The 20,648-nt window shown below is 49.3% G+C and carries 18 protein-coding genes, 1 tRNA gene and 4 pseudogenes; 10 read left to right on the top strand and 13 right to left on the bottom strand.

Annotation, left to right across the window (positions count from 1 at the left end; all coding sequences use genetic code 11):
* Positions 1–544 precede the first annotated feature (544 nt).
* The 10 genes from B9P82_RS22815 (at position 545) to B9P82_RS22770 (ending at position 10,730) form a co-directional block, all read left to right on the top strand.
* Positions 545–1,132 (top strand): common pilus major fimbrillin subunit EcpA, encoded by a 588-nt coding sequence (locus B9P82_RS22815; protein WP_046276283.1) that lies wholly within the window; start codon positions 545–547, stop codon positions 1,130–1,132.
* Positions 1,133–1,185: 53 nt separating this feature from the next.
* Positions 1,186–1,863, top strand: coding sequence for an EcpB family pilus assembly chaperone (locus B9P82_RS22810; RefSeq protein ID WP_046276284.1), 678 nt, complete (start codon positions 1,186–1,188; stop codon positions 1,861–1,863).
* Between the two features lie 47 nt (positions 1,864–1,910).
* Positions 1,911–4,403, top strand: a complete 2,493-nt coding sequence (locus B9P82_RS22805; RefSeq protein WP_101701005.1) for a CS1-pili formation C-terminal domain-containing protein — start codon at positions 1,911–1,913, stop codon at positions 4,401–4,403.
* Positions 4,404–4,407: 4 nt separating this feature from the next.
* Positions 4,408–6,024 (top strand): fimbrial protein, encoded by a 1,617-nt coding sequence (locus B9P82_RS22800; protein ID WP_101700994.1) that lies wholly within the window; start codon positions 4,408–4,410, stop codon positions 6,022–6,024.
* A complete protein-coding gene (locus tag B9P82_RS22795) occupies positions 6,021–6,716 on the top strand; it encodes a fimbrial biogenesis chaperone (protein ID WP_101700993.1) in 696 nt (231 codons plus the stop codon). Before B9P82_RS22800 ends, B9P82_RS22795 begins: the two co-directional genes overlap by 4 nt.
* A 144-nt stretch (positions 6,717–6,860) precedes the next feature.
* Positions 6,861–7,592 carry a winged helix-turn-helix domain-containing protein gene (locus B9P82_RS22790; RefSeq protein ID WP_101700992.1) on the top strand — a complete coding sequence of 244 codons (732 nt, stop codon included), beginning with the start codon at positions 6,861–6,863 and terminating at the stop codon, positions 7,590–7,592.
* Positions 7,567–8,040: a hypothetical protein gene (locus tag B9P82_RS22785; protein ID WP_046276288.1), complete on the top strand. Its 474-nt coding sequence runs from the start codon at positions 7,567–7,569 to the stop codon at positions 8,038–8,040. Before B9P82_RS22790 ends, B9P82_RS22785 begins: the two co-directional genes overlap by 26 nt.
* A 342-nt stretch (positions 8,041–8,382) precedes the next feature.
* Complete coding sequence (locus B9P82_RS22780) at positions 8,383–9,831, top strand: EAL domain-containing protein (RefSeq protein ID WP_047357636.1); 1,449 nt, start codon at positions 8,383–8,385, stop codon at positions 9,829–9,831.
* Positions 9,832–10,024: 193 nt separating this feature from the next.
* Positions 10,025–10,489 (top strand): methyltransferase family protein, encoded by a 465-nt coding sequence (locus B9P82_RS22775; RefSeq protein WP_047357637.1) that lies wholly within the window; start codon positions 10,025–10,027, stop codon positions 10,487–10,489.
* A gap of 165 nt (positions 10,490–10,654) precedes the next feature.
* Positions 10,655–10,730 (top strand) — tRNA-Thr (locus B9P82_RS22770).
* Positions 10,731–11,116: 386 nt separating this feature from the next.
* Here B9P82_RS22770 and B9P82_RS22765 read toward each other — a convergent pair.
* From B9P82_RS22765 to B9P82_RS22710, 13 genes and pseudogenes are all read right to left on the bottom strand, one after another.
* On the bottom strand, positions 11,117–11,458 hold the full coding sequence (locus B9P82_RS22765; RefSeq protein WP_007777710.1) for a TA system toxin CbtA family protein: 342 nt from the start codon (positions 11,456–11,458) through the stop codon (positions 11,117–11,119).
* Between the two features lie 20 nt (positions 11,459–11,478).
* A complete protein-coding gene (locus B9P82_RS22760; protein ID WP_101700991.1) occupies positions 11,479–11,796 on the bottom strand; it encodes a type IV toxin-antitoxin system YeeU family antitoxin in 318 nt (105 codons plus the stop codon).
* A 20-nt stretch (positions 11,797–11,816) separates the two neighbouring features.
* Positions 11,817–12,038, bottom strand: coding sequence for a DUF987 domain-containing protein (locus tag B9P82_RS22755; protein ID WP_007777714.1), 222 nt, complete (start codon positions 12,036–12,038; stop codon positions 11,817–11,819).
* A gap of 1 nt (position 12,039) precedes the next feature.
* The gene (locus tag B9P82_RS22750) at positions 12,040–12,177 is read right to left on the bottom strand and encodes a DUF987 family protein (RefSeq protein WP_371412082.1); all 138 of its coding nucleotides are present in this window, start codon (positions 12,175–12,177) and stop codon (positions 12,040–12,042) included.
* Between the two features lie 8 nt (positions 12,178–12,185).
* Positions 12,186–12,662, bottom strand: a pseudogene (locus tag B9P82_RS22745) (RadC family protein).
* Between the two features lie 57 nt (positions 12,663–12,719).
* Positions 12,720–12,809 (bottom strand): annotated as a pseudogene (locus B9P82_RS29095) (hypothetical protein); the annotation flags it as partial.
* 15 nt (positions 12,810–12,824) lie between these two features.
* On the bottom strand, positions 12,825–13,283 hold the full coding sequence (locus tag B9P82_RS22740; protein WP_063618749.1) for an antirestriction protein: 459 nt from the start codon (positions 13,281–13,283) through the stop codon (positions 12,825–12,827).
* Positions 13,284–13,384: 101 nt separating this feature from the next.
* A complete protein-coding gene (locus B9P82_RS22735; protein WP_001115184.1) occupies positions 13,385–13,624 on the bottom strand; it encodes a DUF905 domain-containing protein in 240 nt (79 codons plus the stop codon).
* A 90-nt stretch (positions 13,625–13,714) separates the two neighbouring features.
* A pseudogene (locus B9P82_RS22730) lies at positions 13,715–17,181 on the bottom strand (AIDA repeat-containing protein).
* Between the two features lie 60 nt (positions 17,182–17,241).
* Positions 17,242–17,925 (bottom strand): helix-turn-helix transcriptional regulator, encoded by a 684-nt coding sequence (locus B9P82_RS22725; RefSeq protein WP_001135318.1) that lies wholly within the window; start codon positions 17,923–17,925, stop codon positions 17,242–17,244.
* A 226-nt stretch (positions 17,926–18,151) separates the two neighbouring features.
* Positions 18,152–18,970, bottom strand: coding sequence for a DUF932 domain-containing protein (locus B9P82_RS29300; RefSeq protein ID WP_143704280.1), 819 nt, complete (start codon positions 18,968–18,970; stop codon positions 18,152–18,154).
* Positions 18,969–19,274 (bottom strand): annotated as a pseudogene (locus tag B9P82_RS22715) (DUF932 domain-containing protein); the annotation flags it as partial. The gene B9P82_RS29300 and the pseudogene B9P82_RS22715, both read right to left, overlap by 2 nt.
* A 250-nt stretch (positions 19,275–19,524) precedes the next feature.
* The gene (locus tag B9P82_RS22710) at positions 19,525–20,388 is read right to left on the bottom strand and encodes a GTPase family protein (RefSeq protein WP_101700990.1); all 864 of its coding nucleotides are present in this window, start codon (positions 20,386–20,388) and stop codon (positions 19,525–19,527) included.
* Positions 20,389–20,648: the final 260 nt, after the last annotated feature.

Here is a 20,648-nt window from a genome sequence, read left to right as displayed (position 1 = left end):
TTTATATGGAAAATTCCTGGTTTTATTTATGTGGAATAATTATCAATTCGAATGATAATCCTACAGGTCAGCGCTATTTTTATAAGAATATTCCCTCTTAAATAAATATTTCATGAGAATTTTCTTGTAAAGTTAAAAAATTAGCATAATTGCAACAAATAATAAGCATTACAGAGAGAGTATGTGGATGTTAATTATCTTTATGTTTTTTAAGGGTTTTGCTCCTGGGCTATTTGTATGATCTTTTTGATATTTATCAAAAACATAAAAAAGATGAATTGTTTGGTTTTTATTGTTCGTTTGGATAATAATTCTAAAAATGTACGTATTTTAAGTAATTATATCTTAGGAAACTTCTTAGATAATGTTTTTTATAGGAAAATTCTTAGTTTTTTGTAGTTTTTACGTTTCAGGGTTTGTTGAGATGTTACTTAATCCAAATGATAATTTTTTGGCGCGGCAATTCTGGCTCGCAATTAATGGAACCGCTGGAGTGACTTAATAATAAGACTCGGTGGTGAGTTTGTTCTTAGGAGAAGATAAAATGAAAAAAATATTATTAGTAACATCTCTGGCTTCTGTATTTGTTGCAGCAAATGCAATGGCAGATGTTACTGCTTCTGCAACAGCCTCGTGGGACGCGACGGCAACGAAAGATACCACCAGCATGTTGGTTGTCACCCCGCTGAACTCTTTAACTTTCCAGTATGCTGAAGGGCTGAATGCCTTCAACTCTCAGGACGGTGCTTTTGATGTGACGATTCAGGGTCAGGAGACGGCAACTGATTTTGAGCTGACTGCTCAGATTATTAGTAACACTCTGATCAACGCCAGTGGTGATGCTTCTACCCTGAACGTAGGGGTGGCATGGAATGGCACTGCGCTGACTAATTCATCAGATACTGTCCTTGTTAACTCCAGCTCCACTTCTGGTCTTGAAAGCTTGATGGCTGATGGCGCTTATAACGGTGCCGATCGTGTCAGCGATCAATCCAACTTCAAATTCACCATCGCGTCAGCGACTTCTGATGGTAGTCAGACAGTAGCAGATTACTCTGCACTGCCAGACGGCTATTGGACTGGCGATGTAAAAGTACAGTTCAATGCAACCTGGACGACTCCGTCTGCCTAAGTAATAAAAAATTCGGGAGAATTTGTTCTCCCGAATTTATCAGGAATGGTGTCATGAAAAAATATTTACCGGCAGCGATGTTGGTAGGGTTAGTAGCATCTTTTCCCGGATGGGCAATTAATGTTGGTGAAATCACATCGATCATGACTTCTGCTGAGAGTTCATTATCGAAAGAAATTATCAATACGACAGATGCGGCGCGTTATGTCAGTGTTTCGGTAAAACAATTGTCATCACCTTTGGCGGGGGGAATCGAAATAAAGCCCGTAAATTCCGGAGAATTACTCTCTACACCTGCCAATCTTATTCTTCCTGGCCAGGCGAAGGATGTATTTCGTTTCTTTTATAAAGGACCTGCAGATGATGTCGAGCGTTATTATCGTCTGCAATGGATAGATGAGCCGGTCACCGAGAGCGCGGAAACCCGGGCGAATAAAATGGCTGTTGCAACAGCGTCGGCTGAAATTGGCACTATCCTGGTAGTCGCGCCGCGCAAGGAGCGTTTTGAATATAGCCGAAATGGCGATGTTATTACTAATACCGGCAATGTTTCGTTTCGTGTGATCGCCTATGGGGCTTGTAAAGATAAGGCTCGCGATCGGGGACGAGGCTGTCGCGAACGTTATTACATTATGCCGGGTACAAAAATAAAATTACAGTTTACCGACATTAGTAATAGCCGTTCACGCATCGGTATCTGGCACGGTAAGCAGTTTATTACAGTGAAGTGATGGTCAATAGCAGGGATAAATAAAATTACCGGAATGTAAGGATGCAGATGACAACAACAAATATTGTCGGCGGTAGCATTTGTCTTTTTCTTGCGCTGACACCAGGATTTTCACATGCAGCCCCAGTAAAAGTGGGTAATTATGTTATCCCCAGCGCTTTCGCCCGTTCACTGGAGCAGGGAATGACGGTGCCGGTATATATTCGTTACAACGAGACTGACGAGAAAAGTCAGCAAAAAGTTGCCGATGCGGTGATTTCCCTTGTTGATGGCAATATTACGGTTAAAGCCCTGGCTCTTGCTGAATTGCCCAATAATGCCGTGTTATCTGGAAAAACCCGCGCGTTGGTGGAAAAAATTCGTGATGTGAAGTTTCACGATAACACCAACATCGAGCTATCGAATGATGCACGTCTGCAACTCAACGTCTCTTCATTTCACCTGGAGATGATTGTCAGCAAAGATGCGTTAACTGAAGCGATTGTCGCACGCAGCAGCCTGCTTGGACCTTCCAGCGTGGAGACTCTCTCTAACGTCCTGAACTATAACTTTGGCACCTACTACAACGATTATCATAACGGCAGCAGTACCCGCAGCTATCTGACGATGGACAATACAACATCGCTGCGTGAACACCATGTCAACATTAACGGTTCGTTTTACGGCATAGGCGACAGCAACAGCACCAGTAAACTCTATCGCGCGATGTATGAGCGTGATTATGACGGATATCGACTGGCGCTCGGGATGCTCGACACCTGGAATGTCCAGTCTATTGCCAGCCTGAATGCGCTGAATGGTGGGAAAATTTATGGCGTAAGCTACGGAAACAAAGGAAGTACGGTTGTTGAGAATACCTCGCTTTCGCTCACGCCAATTACCGTATTTTTGCCAGCCGCTGGCGAGGTTCATGTATTTCGTGACGGGCGTTTGCTCAGCGTACAGAACTTTAATATGGGCAGTTATGAAATTGATACCAGTCGTTTCCCGTATGGTGTTTATGATGTCACGGTAGATATCGTGGTCAATGGCCGGACAATTAATAGTCGTATCAGTCGGGTTAATAAAATCTTTGCCCGCCAACAGGCAGCCGGAATTGATCAGCTCTCATGGCAACTATTTGGTGGCTCACTGGATTATGACCGTGTGAGTTATAAGCGAAACCACTATCAGGATTTAGGCAATGAGCAGACCTGGATTGCCGGCGGTGCCGCATCGGTGACACTGGCGATATTGTCGGGGCTGGGCCTGAAATCTACGCTCTACGGTTTTGGCAACAATACGGTTAATGAAACGGATGTCACACTCAATGTGAATGAATACGTAAGCATTGGCAATCAGACGCTGGTAGCGAACGATTCGTCATGGCGAAACATCAGTAATATCAATCTCAATATCCCCGAGGGATATGGTTCCCTTTGGGCATCTCGTGAAGACAGTAAAATTGGCGACCGTCTGCCCATGCAGGAGCGTGACAATTATTCCATTGGTGGCACTCTTAACCTCGGAAAGTTTATTCCTCATGGCGGCTCGCTTACCGTGAGTCAGACGGAGAATCGCTACTCGGGAAATAAATACCGTAACCTGGACTACAGCACGAACCTTTATTCAGGCAAGTATGCCACGGTTGGGTTGCGCGCAGGTATTCAGCGTTATTACTACAACAACCGGAATGACGATGGGCGACAGGAACGTTATGTCAGCCTGGATTTATCGTTGCCGTTGGCGTCCTGGATGAGCATGGGCGTCTCCCGGGATCGCTATGGCAGCACTCAGGGTAATCTCAGCGCGCGCAAGCAGTATGCTGAAGGCCCCATTAAATCGGTCGGATTGTCGGCTTCGACACGCCTGAGTGGTGAGCAGTATTACGACAATAATTACTCGGTAAACGGCAATCTGAGTTATGACACGAAATATAACGCCGGCACCGTATCGGTAACGCGTTCTGCGGACAACTCCACCAATATGAACTTCTCTTCTCAAGGTTCCCTGGCGTGGGCAGGAAAAGATTTCGGTCTGAGTAAAGAGAGGCAAAGGTCAGGCATTATTGTGAAAACCGATTTGACCGGCGAAGGGAAACTGGCTGCGAAGATTAATAACCGAAATTATCTTCTCAGCGGTAAATCAAATTTCATTGCACTGCCGCCTTATGCTCAGTATAAGCTGGAGATCCTCAATGATAAAAACTCTGAAGACAGCTTTGATATTGTTTCAGGGCGCAAACAGGAACTGACGCTATATCCGGGTAACGTGGGTGTTATCAACCCTGAAGTGAAAAGTATGGTCACCGTATTCGGGCGTATTCGTTATCCCGATGGGCAGTTGGCTGCAAACACCGATATTCATAATCACATCGGTAAAACGCGTACGGATGAAAAAGGGGAGTTTGCTATCGATATCGATAAGAAATATCCGGTCATCACGTTAATTTCAGCCAATGGCAGCCTATGCGAAGCCGATCTCGATTTGGAAAAAGCACGCGGCGCAGCGTGGGTTGGTGATGTGAAATGTGCCACGCAAACCACGATGGCGCAGAGGTAATAAAATGAAAGTATTAATTAAAGTAGCTACTGTAATCTGTGCCGTGGGGAGTTTCACGCCTGCGCCTGCTTTGGCTTTAAATGCAGTATCTTCCGGCTCAGTCAGTAATAACTATTTGTTTATTGAAAATGCCATTGATAGTGAATACTTTATCACCCCCTCCGCACTCGACCCTCGTTTCAGCGGTTCAAACACGTGGATAAAATACGGTACCTCTCAGGTAAGTCTCGGGTATTTAGGTTTTGTCATCTGGACTGCGCCAGGAAATTATTATCAGGACATGTGGATTGATAATTCCCCGATTAACGGGCCTTTTCGGGGGATCCGTTGTTATAGCGGCAGCCAGTGTCCATCAACTGGATTTATTGCCGGGCAAGGCACTGATAAAAACGGTTTTTATCATGCGCAGGTGGGATCTGTCGCAGGTGTTATTGGTGGTGCCTACGGATTCGCTTCCCTGACGGATACTGCCTATGAGTACTTTCGCAATGTGCCCACCGGTAGCAGCGAAACCTATGTGTTCAACCGTTGTTATACTTCCGTGGATTATGATTATTCTTCCGGGCAACGTTGCAAAGATCAATCGAAAGGATTATGGAATTACGTCAATTATACGTTAACCAAACGCGGTCATCTGTCACTGGTATCGACTAATGCATTTCAGGAGCTTTGGGTTGCCAGCGACGGTACGCCGAGCATCACCAAAGACACTGGTTATTGCGAGCTTGGCGTGGTTAACGGCGAAGACGGCGTGATTTGCAAAATGGTAAATTATAACCTGCAACAAACCGCCAATCTGACCGCCTCTCTGACGTTTCGCGCTTATGTCGACACGGCGATGCTTGGTTTTACGCCTGGACCGGCCACCGTGAAATACTCCGGGAATGGTTCAAACTGGTATAACTATGGTACTTCAACTGCTTATTACAACGTTTTCACGACCTCTGGAGAGTACATATATATTTTTCTGTCAAAAGTATTCCTGAAAAAACTCGTCGATTCAGGAATCAGCATTACTAACACTCAACCGTTTACCTTCGGTTTTTATAATGGCTTAACACCTGAGTCAGGGCACTACCAGTTTACGCCTTCGCTACAGATCAATATTGTGCCGAAGGAGTATGGGATCAGTATCGTCTCTTCAGACAACACCGCTTCTGCGAGCGGCAGTGGCACGATTGGCGACGCCGCTCCTATAGAAATAGATTACACCGTGACAGTCTCCGGTCCTCGTCAGGCTGATAGCATTACCGCGCAAGTTATTGGAGAAAGTACGACGATAAACAGTGTGCCTTACTGTCTGTTTACCTCCCCTCAAGGCGGGCTGTCAGTCCCAATCCCCGCCTTTCTGCAGTACAACAGTCTGTCGGGGGGCGTGGTGAAGAAACGAAATAGCTGTAGTGAAGCAGCAATCAATATGAGCGATGCGCAGTGGCAACAGACGCCCTGGGACGCAAATAACAATGATGATGGAAGCTACTATACTACGGATTTAAAATTGCTTTTCCCAATGAATGATTCACGGTCGATGTTAACTGTTTCCGGAACAGATTGGGAAGGTGTCGTCAGTGCCAGTGGAGAGATAAAAGTCACGGCGAATTGGGAGGGAGTGACGCCATGAACCGCTGCCGTTTGGTGTTTAGATGGGTATTTATCTTACTTTCCGGGTTGACTATATTCTCCGCACAGGCTGTCTACCTGGAGTCGACCATTTATGAGATGCCATCAGATAAATCATTTATCAGCAAACGGATCTATAACGATAGCCAGAAACAGAATTTGTACAGTATTGGCGCAGTAAAAATTGATAAGCCTGGACCGGGAGGTGAAAACAGAAGTGCCCTTGCTGAAGGCGAACTTCTGTTTACGCCGCTGAATTTTTCACTGGCTCCGCAGGCGAGTGAGTTTTTTAAGATTTTCTACCGTGGACCGCAGGATGATAAAGAACGCTATTACCGAATTCTGTTTCGTGAAATGCCGATAACGCTGTTTACCGAGCGTAATCAAGGGAAAGGAGGGCAGGCTCTCCCGGTGATCGCTATGGACACCATATTGGTTGTTCGCCCGAGAAAAATGAATCTGGCCTACACCATTGATGAGGCAAACGGAACACTGAAAAATACCGGGAATACTTTTTTTAAAATCATCGTACATCTGGGGTGCAACTCAACCGATGATGAAGCCACCATGCGTTATGTGTTGCCGGGTGAAACCTGGCGTAGTAGCGAATTGAAATCAAAAAACCGGAAATTTATCGTTGCATTGCAGAAATACATACCAGTAGGTCAGGGGTGCTTCAAACTCAATCAATAGTAAGCATTAAGTCTGATCCGATATGTCATGGTTAGATATCGAACCTATACTGTAACTGTCTTTATACAATGCAGTAATCAGCTCGGCACAGATGAAATTTTAGTCATTTGCACTCAACGTCACGGTAATTAAGAGTCAGGTAGTATGAACAGTATAATTAATGAACAGGTTGAGTATGATTCCACCAGAAAAAGCCTGAAACATCGCGATACGACAATAATTCTTTCGGCGTCTACCGCGAGACTACTTGAGCTATTCATTGCCCATAAAAATCAACAAGTCCACCGCGAGTTTATCATTGAAGAAGTGTGGAAAAAGCATGGCATGGCCCCATCGGGTCATAGTCTTAATAAAAGCATCAGTATTTTGCGAAAAGCATTTAGTGAGCTGGGGGCGGGTAATCCCATTGAAACGCTGCCTCGGCAGGGATTTTTGTTCCATGCTTCGATCAGCGATGAATCGTCATCTTCCTCTGAAGATGAAACTGTGCGTTCGGTAACTGAGACGGTGAACTCATCCGTAAGACCAAAACGTAAAAACATTATTCTGTTCATTTTATTATTTGCATTTCTTGGAAGCGCTGTTTTTATATTTTTAGCACTTAATTCAAGTTCCAAAAATTTTATCTATATCAGGGCAATAGATGATTGTGAACTTTATACTGCCGATGACAATAATGCTGATAAAACGAAAGCATTTTTATCTTCTGATATGTGGCGAAAAGTAAATGCGGCTTGTCATGATGGCAAGAAAACAATTGTTTTTTATGACGATAATAATTTATCAGCCGGCAATGATCTTAGAGTGAATTTGCTTGGGATTTGTACGTTAGATAAAGGAGGGGTTGTCCGTGAATGTGAAAATTTTGTTTATTAGTGGGGCAATCTTTCTTGCAGCGATAACAGCATATTTTTTATATCGCCATCAAGAACCTGAGACGCTGACCTGCTCGGCAAAAACTTACCTGCATCTGGAGGCGCAAACTCAGGGGGTAAAAATTGAAGGTGAAGTTCTGCTGGTTTTTCGTATTTCTTCTGCTACCGAAGGGCGGGTATCTCAGATAGGAAGCCTCAATATTCAGGGTAAAAATTATGCTGTAGATCGTAATGTTATCCTGAATTTTATTGGTAAAGATCGTGATGGTTACCTGCAGACCCGTCGTGTAGCTATTGTTAAAAATAAAAATGATAATGTTCCTGATGACGTTACCGAACAACTCATGTCACGACAGGAAATTTTTTATTATAAGATCATCCATATCGCCAAAAATGTCTATGCGATCAGAGATCTGCGACGTACGTTAATGGTTTGTCGGGCAGCATGAGTAACAATAATATGTTATCCTTATGGTTTTAGTAGTTTTATATTTTGTCGTTTTTAGTATTCGTGGTTTTTTGTTTTGTCTTGCAGTGAAAATGAGCAATAGGATTTGTATTGATGAAGAATTAGGATTTTTCCTTTTTCAATAATTAAAATGGCCTTAACATTTAATGGTAATATTCATATGGATGATCGTGATTATAAAATCTGAAACTGCGTGAGATGACTTATGGATAAAGTTAATTCGCGGACTGCATTGTAATTTCTGGAGGCTAAAGGTGTTGTATATTCTCTCGTGTATAAAACGAGGGACCTGCCATGCCATAAATTTAAGTTGGTGGTAACTATGAATACGAAAAAGGTTTTTCTGCTCAGTTATGATATTTTTCTTTTCTCAGGGATAAAAGCGTGGTTGCCAAATCTGGTGTTGGTCGATGCGCGGGCATTTATTTCTGGTTCACAGTCAATTATTCCACGGTATCCATCCTGTTTACTGGTGATCGATAACCGGTTACCATTATTCCAGGTCAGGAAGTGGTTTCAGAGAAATAGCACGCAGTTTATCAATATAAACTGTATTGTTCTTCGGATGAATGAAAATCGTTCTATTAATCGGGGGTATGAGGAGTATGCATTCATTAATGGACGGGAACTATCGGATCAGCTGATTTCTCAGTTGAGAGCCAATCTAATGGCTCCCAATGAGGTTGTGGAAGTCACTAAAGGTTCAGCGATATTTACTTTTCATTTGACTGAGTTTGAAGAGAAAATGCTGTATGCATCTTTCACAAAGGAAAAATTGCACGATTTTTGTCATGCTAACTCGATAACAATTAAGTCAGTGTATCGATATCGGGAACGAATTACCGCTCGCCTGGGATTTTCTCATTTTAATGAAACTATCATTTTTTTAACCAGGAATAATCTATTGCATGAAGGTTCCTCGACGAACAGTTATTCTGGTAAGAATGTAATATACGGCGAAGCATATGATGTCTCAGATTCTAGTCGACTGAGTATGGCAATAAGGAATGAAGAGATCATTCCTTATTTTCAACCCATCGTAAATATCAACGAAGATGTCTGTGGTGTTGAGGTTTTGGCTCGTTGGCCACAGGGGGATAATTATGCTATTTCTCAGCGTGAGTTTATACCGCTGGCTGAAAAAAGTGGTTTAATGAATGAGTTAACGAGCTATTTAATGAACACCGTCGCGCGTAATCTGGTCGACGGAAGCGAGGATTTCAATAAAACTTTATTCGTCTCCTTTAATGTTAGCCCATCAGGTTTAAGTAACCCCGTCTTTTATTGGGAGTGTCTTAATTTTATGGAAATAACGCAAAGGCTACCGATAAAATTGATGATTGAAATAACTGAAAACCAGACTCTCACTATTACTCCTGCAATCAAAGAGCTGATACGATCGTTGCGAAACAGAGGGGTTCTGTTTGCTTTAGATGATTTTGGGACGGGATACGCTAACCTTTGCTATCTCAATGAGTTAGACCTGGATGTTATAAAAATTGATAAAACGTTTATCAAAGCTATTAAAGAAGTTGAGCAACATATCCCTATGCTCGAGTCAATCATTCACCTTTCCGAACTCCTGGGGTTACGCATGGTGGCGGAAGGCGTTGAATATGGCTATCAGCAGCAATGGTTGGGGAAAAATAATGTTGATTACCTGCAGGGTTATCAATTTTTACCGCCAGTGACGTTTGATGATTTTATGCGTTACTACAAGCAGTCTGTAAATTTTTTTGAATCAGCGTCGGATTCTACTTTCTCAACGTAAAGCCTTTCGGGAACATCAGGGGCGGATGCCTCTGATGCAGGTATTTTTGTCGAGGTGAGTACGATAACTCCCGCCTGTCTGGTGAAGGCGATAGCCTGTTGTGAGTGAGGCATCGTTTGTTTATGTATCTAATACGGGGTATTTATAGCGGTATCAGCGTTAATTAAACCGATGCCGAGGTGAGTTCCTGGCCATGCGTCATTTCCTGACAAAATTAAGAGTCTGGTTTCCGCCGCCTCTTATCTTAGTACTTTTTCTCGTTGCGGATGTGCTGACGGCGAGTCCGCGTTTCACATTCGGCGAGGTGAATATCGTGATATGCGCATTGCTGGCCGGCGTCAGTCTGTTGGTGATATTGCATACCGCGTGGCAGATGCGGATGAAACGTACGACCCTGAATCCGCTGCATGCACATAAATCGACCACGCTTGTTACCGACGGATGTTACGCCTGGAGCCGCAACCCGATCTACCTTGGTATGAGTGGACTCCAGTTGGCCTTTGCTCTTTGCATCGGTAGCCTGACTGGAGTACTGGCTGTACCGGTGTTTATGCTGGTGGTTGCCAGATTACATATTGATTTTGAAGAGGAACAACTGCGAAAACATTTCGGGCTGGAGTGGGAGCGCTATGAACAACACGTTCGCCGCTGGTTATAGTAATACCCGACCGCGTATAAGCATGCCTGTAACGACACGATTCGTGCGTAATTGAAACCGGATGATGCAAAAATAGGCGTTTGATTCGCAAGGCCATTGACGCATCGCCCGGTTAGTTTTAACCTTCTACCCCGTGCTCACATTCGTGGACATGTCCTTTTCAGGGCCGATATAGCTCAGTTGGTAGAGCAGCGCATTCGTAATGCGAAGGTCGTAGGTTCGACTCCTATTATCGGCACCAAGAAATCAAATAGTTACGTAGTGTCTTATCTTTTTCCCACCAAAAATTATTTTCATGTAACTGCTGATGTAAGTAAATTCTATCAACGAAGATCAATCTTATCTACTGACCAAAAAGGCCGGATAGGGCTTCACTCGCTATACCTCCGTGGCTGCAGGTTTAGTTGTCCATGTCTACACCACTCCTAAATTCAATGTGTTGGCAATGTGTTCAATAAAGCTTGAACAAATTAGCTCATTATGATCGGTTAATACTTCACCTTCTGGTTGCATGATGGTTTGTCCGTAAAAGATAACGCGCCAGCCGGGTAGCAGCAGGCGCATTACGCAATAGGTAAACAAGGGAGGAAGTTCAGAAATGTAAATCGGGAAGGTTGTACGCAATGTTCATCGTACTACGTTGCTACGGCTTTGCTGCAACAAGCCAGTTGCCTGCCGCGCTCGCAGAATATCGACAGCCTGAAGATAAGGCGATTGTTCCTGCCAGTTAAATCCCTTCCTGTCGATACGCACCAGTTCGTATTTTTCCACCAGAAAATTCACGGCATCAGCCAGCGAGATCCCGGCATCGATATGTTCCTGTATAACACGTTCCTCACTGAACGGTGTGTCGTTGAGGGTGAGACCATAGTGCTGTTCCAGCAGGCGTGTCAGTAGCATTTGCCAGACAGCCACGGGTGACAGGCAGGGCTTCACCGCCCGCTGAGTTGTTGCAGGTAAAGTTTTCATGTTTGCTCTCGTGAAAGTTATTAGCGCTGGGTGGGATAAATGGCGATGTACACGTAACCGCAACTGCCAAGGGTGTCGGCTTCACAGGTGAAACCGTTGTGGTACATGATGACGCAGTGGGCATGTTGGGGGCTGACTTCACCGGTGGTCAGCATCGATTCCATCTGGCGGATAAAGTGCGGGAATGTTTCATCCAGCTTCCGGCATTCGGTGTCACTGAACTTGCCGGTGATGCTGGCCCGGTCAGCCAGATAATGCAGCCGGTTCCCCTCCTGCACCAGACGGGCTCCCAGGCGCGGCGTGATATTCCGCTTCAGGCCCCATGTGATGTGAGTCATAACGACTCTCCTTTGTATTGTCAGTTCAGAGTGATGCTCATCAGGCAGGCATAAGGCCCGTTGCGGTCCTGGCGGCGTTCGGCGTATACCGCGAGGACGCCTGCGATATCCGGAACGTCCCTGCCGGTGTAATGGCAGACGCTACCGTGCCACTGATATTTTCCACTGCAGTAGCGAAAGATCCGGGACTCAGGATGCTGGCGGTATATCGTCATTGCCCGGCGTTTACTGATAATTTTCATGTCATACCTCACANTCCCTGCCGGTGTAATGGCAGACGCTACCGTGCCACTGATATTTTCCACTGCAGTAGCGAAAGATCCGGGACTCAGGATGCTGGCGGTATATCGTCATTGCCCGGCGTTTACTGATAATTTTCATGTCATACCTCACAGCAGACCGTGTTCTGCGAACGAATAGATTTGCCTGCCGCCGACAATCAAGTGGTCAGGGACGCGGATATCCACCAGCTGAAGCACCTGCACCAGTCGCTGCGTGAGGGTTTTGTCAGCCTGGCTGGGTGTTGTCTCACCAGAGGGATGGTTGTGCGCGAGTATCACCGCCGCCGCGTTGAAGTACAGGGCACGTTTTACCACTTCCCGGGGATGCACCTCGGTACGGTTAATCGTGCCTGTGAAGAGCGTCTCATGGGCAATCTACTGATTCTGGTTGTCCAGATACAACACACGGAACTCTTCCCGCTCAAGCGCGGCCATATGCAGTCGCAGCCATTCACGTACGGCGTGGGTAGAGGTGAAGGCCACGCCGGGCTCATGCAGGTGGCGGTCCAGAGCCCTGAGCGCCCGCTGAATGAGACGCCGGTCCTGTGGCGTCATCTCGCCGGGTAAAAAGGAAAGCTGTTTCATCTGTTGCTCCTTCGGTCAGTCGATAATACGCAGAATGGCGTGNACGCCGGGCTCATGCAGGTGGCGGTCCAGAGCCCTGAGCGCCCGCTGAATGAGACGCCGGTCCTGTGGCGTCATCTCGCCGGGTAAAAAGGAAAGCTGTTTCATCTGTTGCTCCTTCGGTCAGTCGATAATACGCAGAATGGCGTGGGCCTCTGGATGCTGCAGGGCGTAGTCCCGCAGGCGGTAATAGTGTTCAGTCATGGCATCGCATTGGGTGCGACAGGCGTGATGGCTGTACGCAATCAGGCAGACAGCAATACCTGCGGCTTCTGCACTCATTTGGGCATCGTTGCCGTTCAGGCAATTAAACAGACGCCATGTCTCATCATTGTCAGACTCGGGAGCCATAAACGCCCCGCCATTGCTGAGGGTGTAAAAGGACCAGATACCACCGCTGTAGGTCGAACAGAAGCGGTCCATCCAGGCAAAAATACGCGGTTCCAGGGTTGTCCACTGCGGGATAGTGCCAAAGTGTTGCGGCCAGAAATCGATACGCTGTTCGTCGGGTACCTGCGTGACGGTCAGTTCAAATTCTGATTGGTTAGCGGGTGCGAGGTCGTACTGCGTCTGTGTTGTCATGGGCATGTCTCCGTTAATAAAAAACGCCAGCGGCGATGGCTGGCAAATGGGGGAATAAAGCGTGTTCGGGGAGGTGAAATGTGCGGGTAAATGCTTCGCGGTCAGCGGGTGGAGGTGCCTGTACGGATGCCAGAGGTGCGGATGTAGCGGTTAAGACTTTCAGCGGCATCGGGTTCAAAGTTCCATGCCCGCCAGACCATCCGGCCTTCAGTGTCACGAACCACAAGGCGGAAGTGACTGCCCTGGTCGTCTTCGAGGGTGATATTGCTGTACGTGGTAGTGACCGCTTGCGCATGTCTTCGGGTGAAGGGTCCCGGTGGCAGTAAGTGAGATTCAGGCATATGCCTCCTTAAATGCAAAAAGCCCCTGTTGCCAGAGCAACAGGGGCTGTGAGGACTACTGATACCACTCTGGTTAGAGTGGCAGGATTATCAGAAGGTGACTTTCAGTGTGGCCTGACCGTTGTAACCGTCAACGCTGTTACCGCTGACGCTGCGGGTATAACCGCCCTGCACGCCCAGTGTGACATTCTGCCGTACTCGTGCGTCAATACCCGCCTGCAGGTCAAGCGACGTGCCTTTCTGAGATGGGGTGAAGCTGACATTGCTGCCTGCAGTCGCCGTGCCCATGCTCATATCGCCATCGGAACTGAACGTGCGGATGACCGACGGACGTACCCACCAGTTCACCGGAAGCTCACTTGCGCTGCGCTTCATGCTGTCAGCAAACCCTGTGACCGCAGAGGTACCCTGACCGAAGTCCATTTCAGACGAACTGCCAAAACGGATACCGGCGCGGACATGCTGCGCACTGCCGTCACCAAAGTTCACGTAACCGCCGTTGTCATGCCCATCATCCAGAGACAGTCCTTGCCAGATGTACTGCAGTTGTGGCTCCAGCACCAATCCCTGACTGATGTTAAACGGTAGACCGGTTTCCACAGAGGCCAGCCAGCCAGTGCCGTCAGTATCAAAACGGTTATCCGAAGAGTTGGCTTTCAGGCTGTGACGGGAGCCTTGTGCCACGATATCTGCCCACAATCCACTGGCATCATGAACTGCTGTCAGATAGCCGCCGATGCTGTACACCGTGTCACGCACGCTGCCTGCTGCAGAGCGATCGTCGTTTTTCACATCCACCGACGATTGGCCTACTGCGCCATACAGACCAGTGGTTAGGGAAAGTGTACCGGTATCATGCTTGAACAAGTCACCACCAAGCTGCATAAAACCGTAGCTGCCGCTGCTTTCCGGGGTGTCGCCCTGTGCAATGCCGCCGTTACCATCACGCCCGGTATGCCCGCCCTGAATACGTCCCCAGATCCCTTGGTCGTTCACGGCGCTGCTGCGCTGACTGTATGTTCCCGCCAATGCACGGTCGTAATCCATACTCTGCGCAAACAAAGAGGCGTACAGCGCCACTTCGGCACGGTAACCCGCTTCACTGGTGAGGTACCAGTTTTCATCGGCACTGCCGTGGCTCAGGGTGTAGTTGTACGCCCCGGCCTGCAATTTGCGGCCCAGCGCAAAGGCTCCGGCTTCAGTGGTGGCTCCGTTAATCGCATCCACCACTTTGATGCCGTTGCCGGTTGTTGCTAGGCCCAGCCCTGCATCACCGGTATGGGTGAAGTTCAGCCAAGTTTTGCCGGTTGCCTGTCCGCCGTCAATGACCAGCATATCGGTCGGGAAGGCCGGGTCATCAAGACGAATCGACATGTTGATGGTGCCGTTACGGCCCGTCAGATTGGTGACCGTCAGTGTTTCCGGGACAAATTGACTACCGGTGGCTGGAGTAAAACTGATGGTTCCGGCGTTATCGAGGTTATCGAGCACCGATTTCACTGCCGCCCCACGCTGAATATTCCAGCTGGCAGCGCTGTCGAGGGTGACGTCAGTCGGGTCAATCGCGCCGTTCATCACCGAGTTGCCAGTCAGGCGCACTTGGGTACCAGACTGTGCGATGATATCGCTGTTGATGATCGCATTGTTCAGCGCCAGCGTTCCCTGATTCAGGGTTACCTGTGACTGAGACAACGTGCCATTGCTGACCGTCAGGGTACCGTTACCCTCTTTGAGTAATTGCCCGTCACCACTTACCGAACCGCTGATGGCTGCGTTACCGTTGCTGAAGTGCAGTTGTCCGCTATTGGTGGCACTCCCTGTCAGCGATGCACCGTCGCCAAATGTGGTGGTACCAGTAAGCGTGCCACCTTGGGCCACATTCAGTGTACTGCCTGCACCCACTGTGGTGTTATCCGCACTGCCGTTACCCAGTACCGTGAACTGACTGCCGTTATCAAGACGCAGGTTGCTGGCCTTACCGGTTGCGCCGTCAATGCCGAATGCGCCGGTGGTGTTCGTACCGCTGACCGTTGCACCGGTATCGGCAATCAGCACACCGCCGTCATGCATTACGATGTTCTGCGCCTTACCACCGGTCGCGACGGCCAGAATACTGCCCTGATTAACCGTAGTGGTATCGGCGATGCCATTGCCTAGTACATCAAGACGCCCGCCGTTTTCCAGCAGGACATTGGTAGCGATATGCGTGGTGCCATCAATGAAGAAATCCCCAAGACTGTTCGTCCCGGTAACCGTGGAATCGGTGGTCGCCCATAATGCACCGCCCTGTTTGATGACCACATCCGTCGCGGAAGTGCCCGCATCCACCGACAATATGCCATCCGCTTCCACTGTGACGTTATTCGCCGACCCGGCCACTGCCGTTTTCCCGGCAACAGGTTCATCCTGCCAGATGGACACTTCCAGCCGACCACCACGATTCACGACCGAGCCGATAGCTGTACCACCGGCAAAAACCGACTGTACCCCGCCATTATTGATGGTGGTATTTTCCGCACGTCCACCATCCACCATCTGATACGACAGGTCGGTCAGCAATTCGCCGGAGGGTGAATCATCACCGATAGTGGTGTTCAGGGCAGAGCCACCAGCCTGCACACTCTGCGAGGATGCGCTGTTGCCGTTTGCCACCTCGGTGCCAGTACCATTAAGGATAGTGGTATCCGTTGCCGTCGCTCCGTTCTTCACCACCTGCCAGCCGTTCTGGCTAATCACTGTACCTTCGGCGCTGGCACCTTCATGAACGTACTGGAAGCCACCTTCCAGCAGGGTATTAATTGCCGAACCGTGCACACTCTGGTCGCCGTCCGCTTTAATCACTGTGCTGGTAGCGAGGCCACCAGCGGCAATAATCTGACGACCATCGTTATTAATGGTGGTATCAGTTGCGGTACCGGCAACCCACTGCCCGTCGTTGTTCTCTGCATCGGGACCACCCTGTGCTCCGGTATTCACCACACTACCGGTAGCCTGCGCTCCAGCTTTTACCAGCTGAGCCCCGTCTTTATTAATGATCGTGCCGGAGGTAATACCGCCGCTGTGTACCCACTGTGTACCACCGTCAAGCGTGGTATCTGAAGCTTGACCATGCACGCTCTGACCACCACCGCTGTTGACTGTGGTGTCTGTGGCGCTGCCGCCAGCCAGTACACCCTGCAGCCCGCTATTATTAATGGTGGTCTGGTTTGCCACGCCCCCCGTCTGTACCCACTGACCACCGCTGTTGTCATCATTATCAGCACCGAACTCCAGGCCTGTGTTGATGACTGTGTTGTTTGTCTTACCGAAAACGATCTGTGAGTCGTGATTGCCGATCACCGCACCATTGACTACCTCACCGGCCGCTACCGTACGGGTGTTTCCCGGCGCATCATCAGCCAGTGCCGCAGGGCTTGCCACCAGTCCGGCAACTGCCAGCGCGAGAACAGCAGTGCTGCGCTTTCTTTTGCTTTTGCCAATTCTGAGACAACAACAAATGCTCCCAAAACTTCGTTCCATACCAGCCGGTAGCTGGTGTTCAGGTTTCGCTTCATCATAAATACCTTGTTGTGTGTAGAATTTCCCCTAAAAGGGTATCGGCAAGAAGCTGATTTCCTTTAGGTTGTAGTTATGTTGGTGATTGCCTGTTGAATAAACTGAAAATGCGGCAGTGCTCGGATAAAACTTAAATCTTCTGTCAGTCGGTAAAAGCGCTCGTTGCGTTTAAAACTCTCAGTGAGGGGCTGCACAAGGTGAATATCACTGAGCGAAAACACCACCGGACGGTCGTGATGCTCCGCAACCAAGTACCAGTGGCTCTGCTGGGCAATCAGCCTGTAAGGGGCCAGTCTTTCGCAACGATTTCCGTCAGTCAGCAACGTGACGCGCTGGCAGGTGGTAATAGCCTGTACCAGCCGGTAAAAGGACAGCTGGGTCGCAGGTGAGCCCACAGAAACCGCATCTCCGGTCAGGCAGGGGGCACCCTCGCAGTTCAGCAGCAGGCTCACCAGCCGACGGTCCAGCCCCGGAAAGAGGCCGGCGATGCCGGTACGGTGGGCAAACGTCAGGACATCCAGCTCGCCCTGCGGCCCGGCCCCTGTCCGTAGGCGATAGCAGCCCTGATGGCATTCGAGATCCAGATAAATCAGCCGTTCACGAAAGTCTCTGTAGAGGGTGCGGACTGACACGTCAAACTCGGTCGCGAGCTTTTGCATATCCAGCGTTTCACCCGCTACGAGGCGGCTGATAATCAACGACAGCCTGACCGCCAGTCTGTCGTAGCGACGCTCTGTCGGTGGCATGATGGTTCCTCCGTGCAGGTTAACCGGTTGAAAGACATGAGATTCTAAAGGAGGGGGTTGTCAGGATATGTCTGTTGGAGCCGCTATTTTGAGGGAGGCCTGAAGCCTGAATCTGTCAGGCCTGCGCCATTTTTCGGTGAAATACTCGGCAAAAATTGCCACCAAAAATGACAGGGAGTGTCATTTATTAACACCGCCGTAACGTTATCTGATGCAAAGTGTGAACTCACGCAGGCCGAAAACCACTGAGCATCGCTTCCGCCATCACCCACAGTGCCCGGTTAAGTTTCACGTCCCCGTCAATACCGCGAACGGCACGAGTATGCGACCGTCCTCCTTTGGCGTTACGCCCACTGAGACCGCCCTTAATCAGGTTCTCCTGAATACGCTGGTACGTGGTCCACAGGTCATTGCTCTCATCCTGCCAGCGGCGTGGGGAGAGTATTTGCGACTCCGTCACCGGCTGGTGGTCTTCACCAAAGCGGTATATGAGCGCAGCTTTTGCCAGTGCCTGCTGTGCCGGAGGCGGCAACAGCAACGACTGCATGGCATCCCGTTTCTCCTCCACCCGGTCAAAAATCCCCAGTACCTCATACGCGCCTTCAATCACCTGACTCACCACGTCCCCCTTGTGCGGCACCCGNGCTTTTGCCAGTGCCTGCTGTGCCGGAGGCGGCAACAGCAACGACTGCATGGCATCCCGTTTCTCCTCCACCCGGTCAAAAATCCCCAGTACCTCATACGCGCCTTCAATCACCTGACTCACCACGTCCCCCTTGTGCGGCACCCGCACCTCGCCAAACGACTCACCACAGACAAGGCCGTTCTGACAAACCGCACGAAATAGTCCCGGCAGCATCTGGTACGAACTGCTGCCATCGTGAGAGTTGAGCAGGATTATTTCCGGCACCTGCTTACCGGTTATCTGTCCCTCACGCCGTAGACGCAGCATATGCTTGGTGTGTTCGCGACGCTCCGGATCACGCACACGGGTCTGACAGGCAAAGAATGGCTGGAAGCCTTCTCGCTGCAGGCTGTCCAGCAAGGNTTTCCGGCACCTGCTTACCGGTTATCTGTCCCTCACGCCGTAGACGCAGCATATGCTTGGTGTGTTCGCGACGCTCCGGATCACGCACACGGGTCTGACAGGCAAAGAATGGCTGGAAGCCTTCTCGCTGCAGGCTGTCCAGCAAGGAGATGGTGGGTATATAGGTGTAGCGTTCACTACGGGATTCATGTTTGTCCTCGCTGAACACACTGGGCACCACGCGAAACAGCTCCTCGCGGGTTAACGGACGGTCACGACGAATAATGTTTGCAGCGCCAAAGCGCGAAGCCAGACGGGTCATAAGCAGACTCCTCATAACGGGAAAACAAATAAAGGGGATCCCCGTCGCATCNTCCTCGCTGAACACACTGGGCACCACGCGAAACAGCTCCTCGCGGGTTAACGGACGGTCACGACGAATAATGTTTGCAGCGCCAAAGCGCGAAGCCAGACGGGTCATAAGCAGACTCCTCATAACGGGAAAACAAATAAAGGGGATCCCCGTCGCATCTGCGACAGGGTCAGGGCAATAACAGGAATGGGTTAAATACTCAGAAGAAGAAATCCCAGATGGCGCGGGCCACTGACACCACAGTGGTGCGCACGGTCTGAATGACGGCCCGCACCGGGGCGGGTATCAGGGGAAAGGCACTGATGCTATCGAGTACAGCACCGACGGTTTCACCAAAATCGCTACGCGCCTGTTCCCGGACTACCGTCGTGCGAAAGGAAGGCTGGAGTTGCGACACCACCGGGCTGGTGGCCTCACGTGGCAGGCACTTAATCATTCGCTCGGCCATCACCCGCAGTCCCCACTGAAGACGGACCGACACGGCACACACTGGATGTACGGGCTGGAACAGCTCATGCAGCAGACAGATTTTACGGCTGATATTCTGCTTCTGCTCTTTGGACAATGGCCCCCCACCGCTGGTGGGCTCGACCTTATCCGACTGGCTGATAACAAACAGCACCTTATGCCGGTATGCCTCCCCAATCACTTGATGATAAAAGTGTTCATCCACTGCCAGCGCCCGGTCATCGGCCTTAATCAGCCACAGCACCAGGTCAAGCCGGGGAAGCTGTTCGCGATACAGCGCAGCATATTCGTTATCGCGAGCGCCACTTTCGCCCACACCGGGCAGGTCCACCAGCGTCATATGGCGGTCGCCAACCAGCAGACGAAAGCGTAAAGGTTCACGGGTGCAGGCCGCCACATCGCTGACCGGCGATACTTCGCCGACAAACAAGGCATTGCAAAGGCTACTCTTTCCCGCGCCGGTTTTACCCAGAATGCCGATCACTGGCTCGTAGTCGGTTAACTGGTTTATTTGCTGCAGAATCCGCTCTGATGCCCACTGTGGCAGACCAGAAAGCGATTGATGAAACGACTTCAAACCTTCAGAATTGTTCATTACTACTCCTCTGAAAAATAATACAAAAACGGCAGAATCGTGAGATTCTGCCGTTAATCGGGTATGTTCAGAAGAATGATATCTATCTGAAAATAATTTGAATTAAGGTAAGCGACGAGCCACAGCCGCCTGTGATCCCGGTCCCTGAGTCGTTAGGTTATTCTGGTATCCCTCATCCCAATACCAAAATAGTGGATAAGAGCAAATTGCCAGAGGGGGCTATAGGGCCTTGGGCAGCAAGGTTTTATAGTTGGATGGCA

The organism is Citrobacter sp. L55, assembly GCF_002850715.1.
In the GTDB taxonomy this organism is placed as follows: Bacteria; Pseudomonadota; Gammaproteobacteria; order Enterobacterales; family Enterobacteriaceae; genus Citrobacter; species Citrobacter braakii.
The sequence above is the reverse complement of the archived record's forward strand: the minus strand, read 5'-3'. Positions and strand labels throughout refer to the sequence as shown.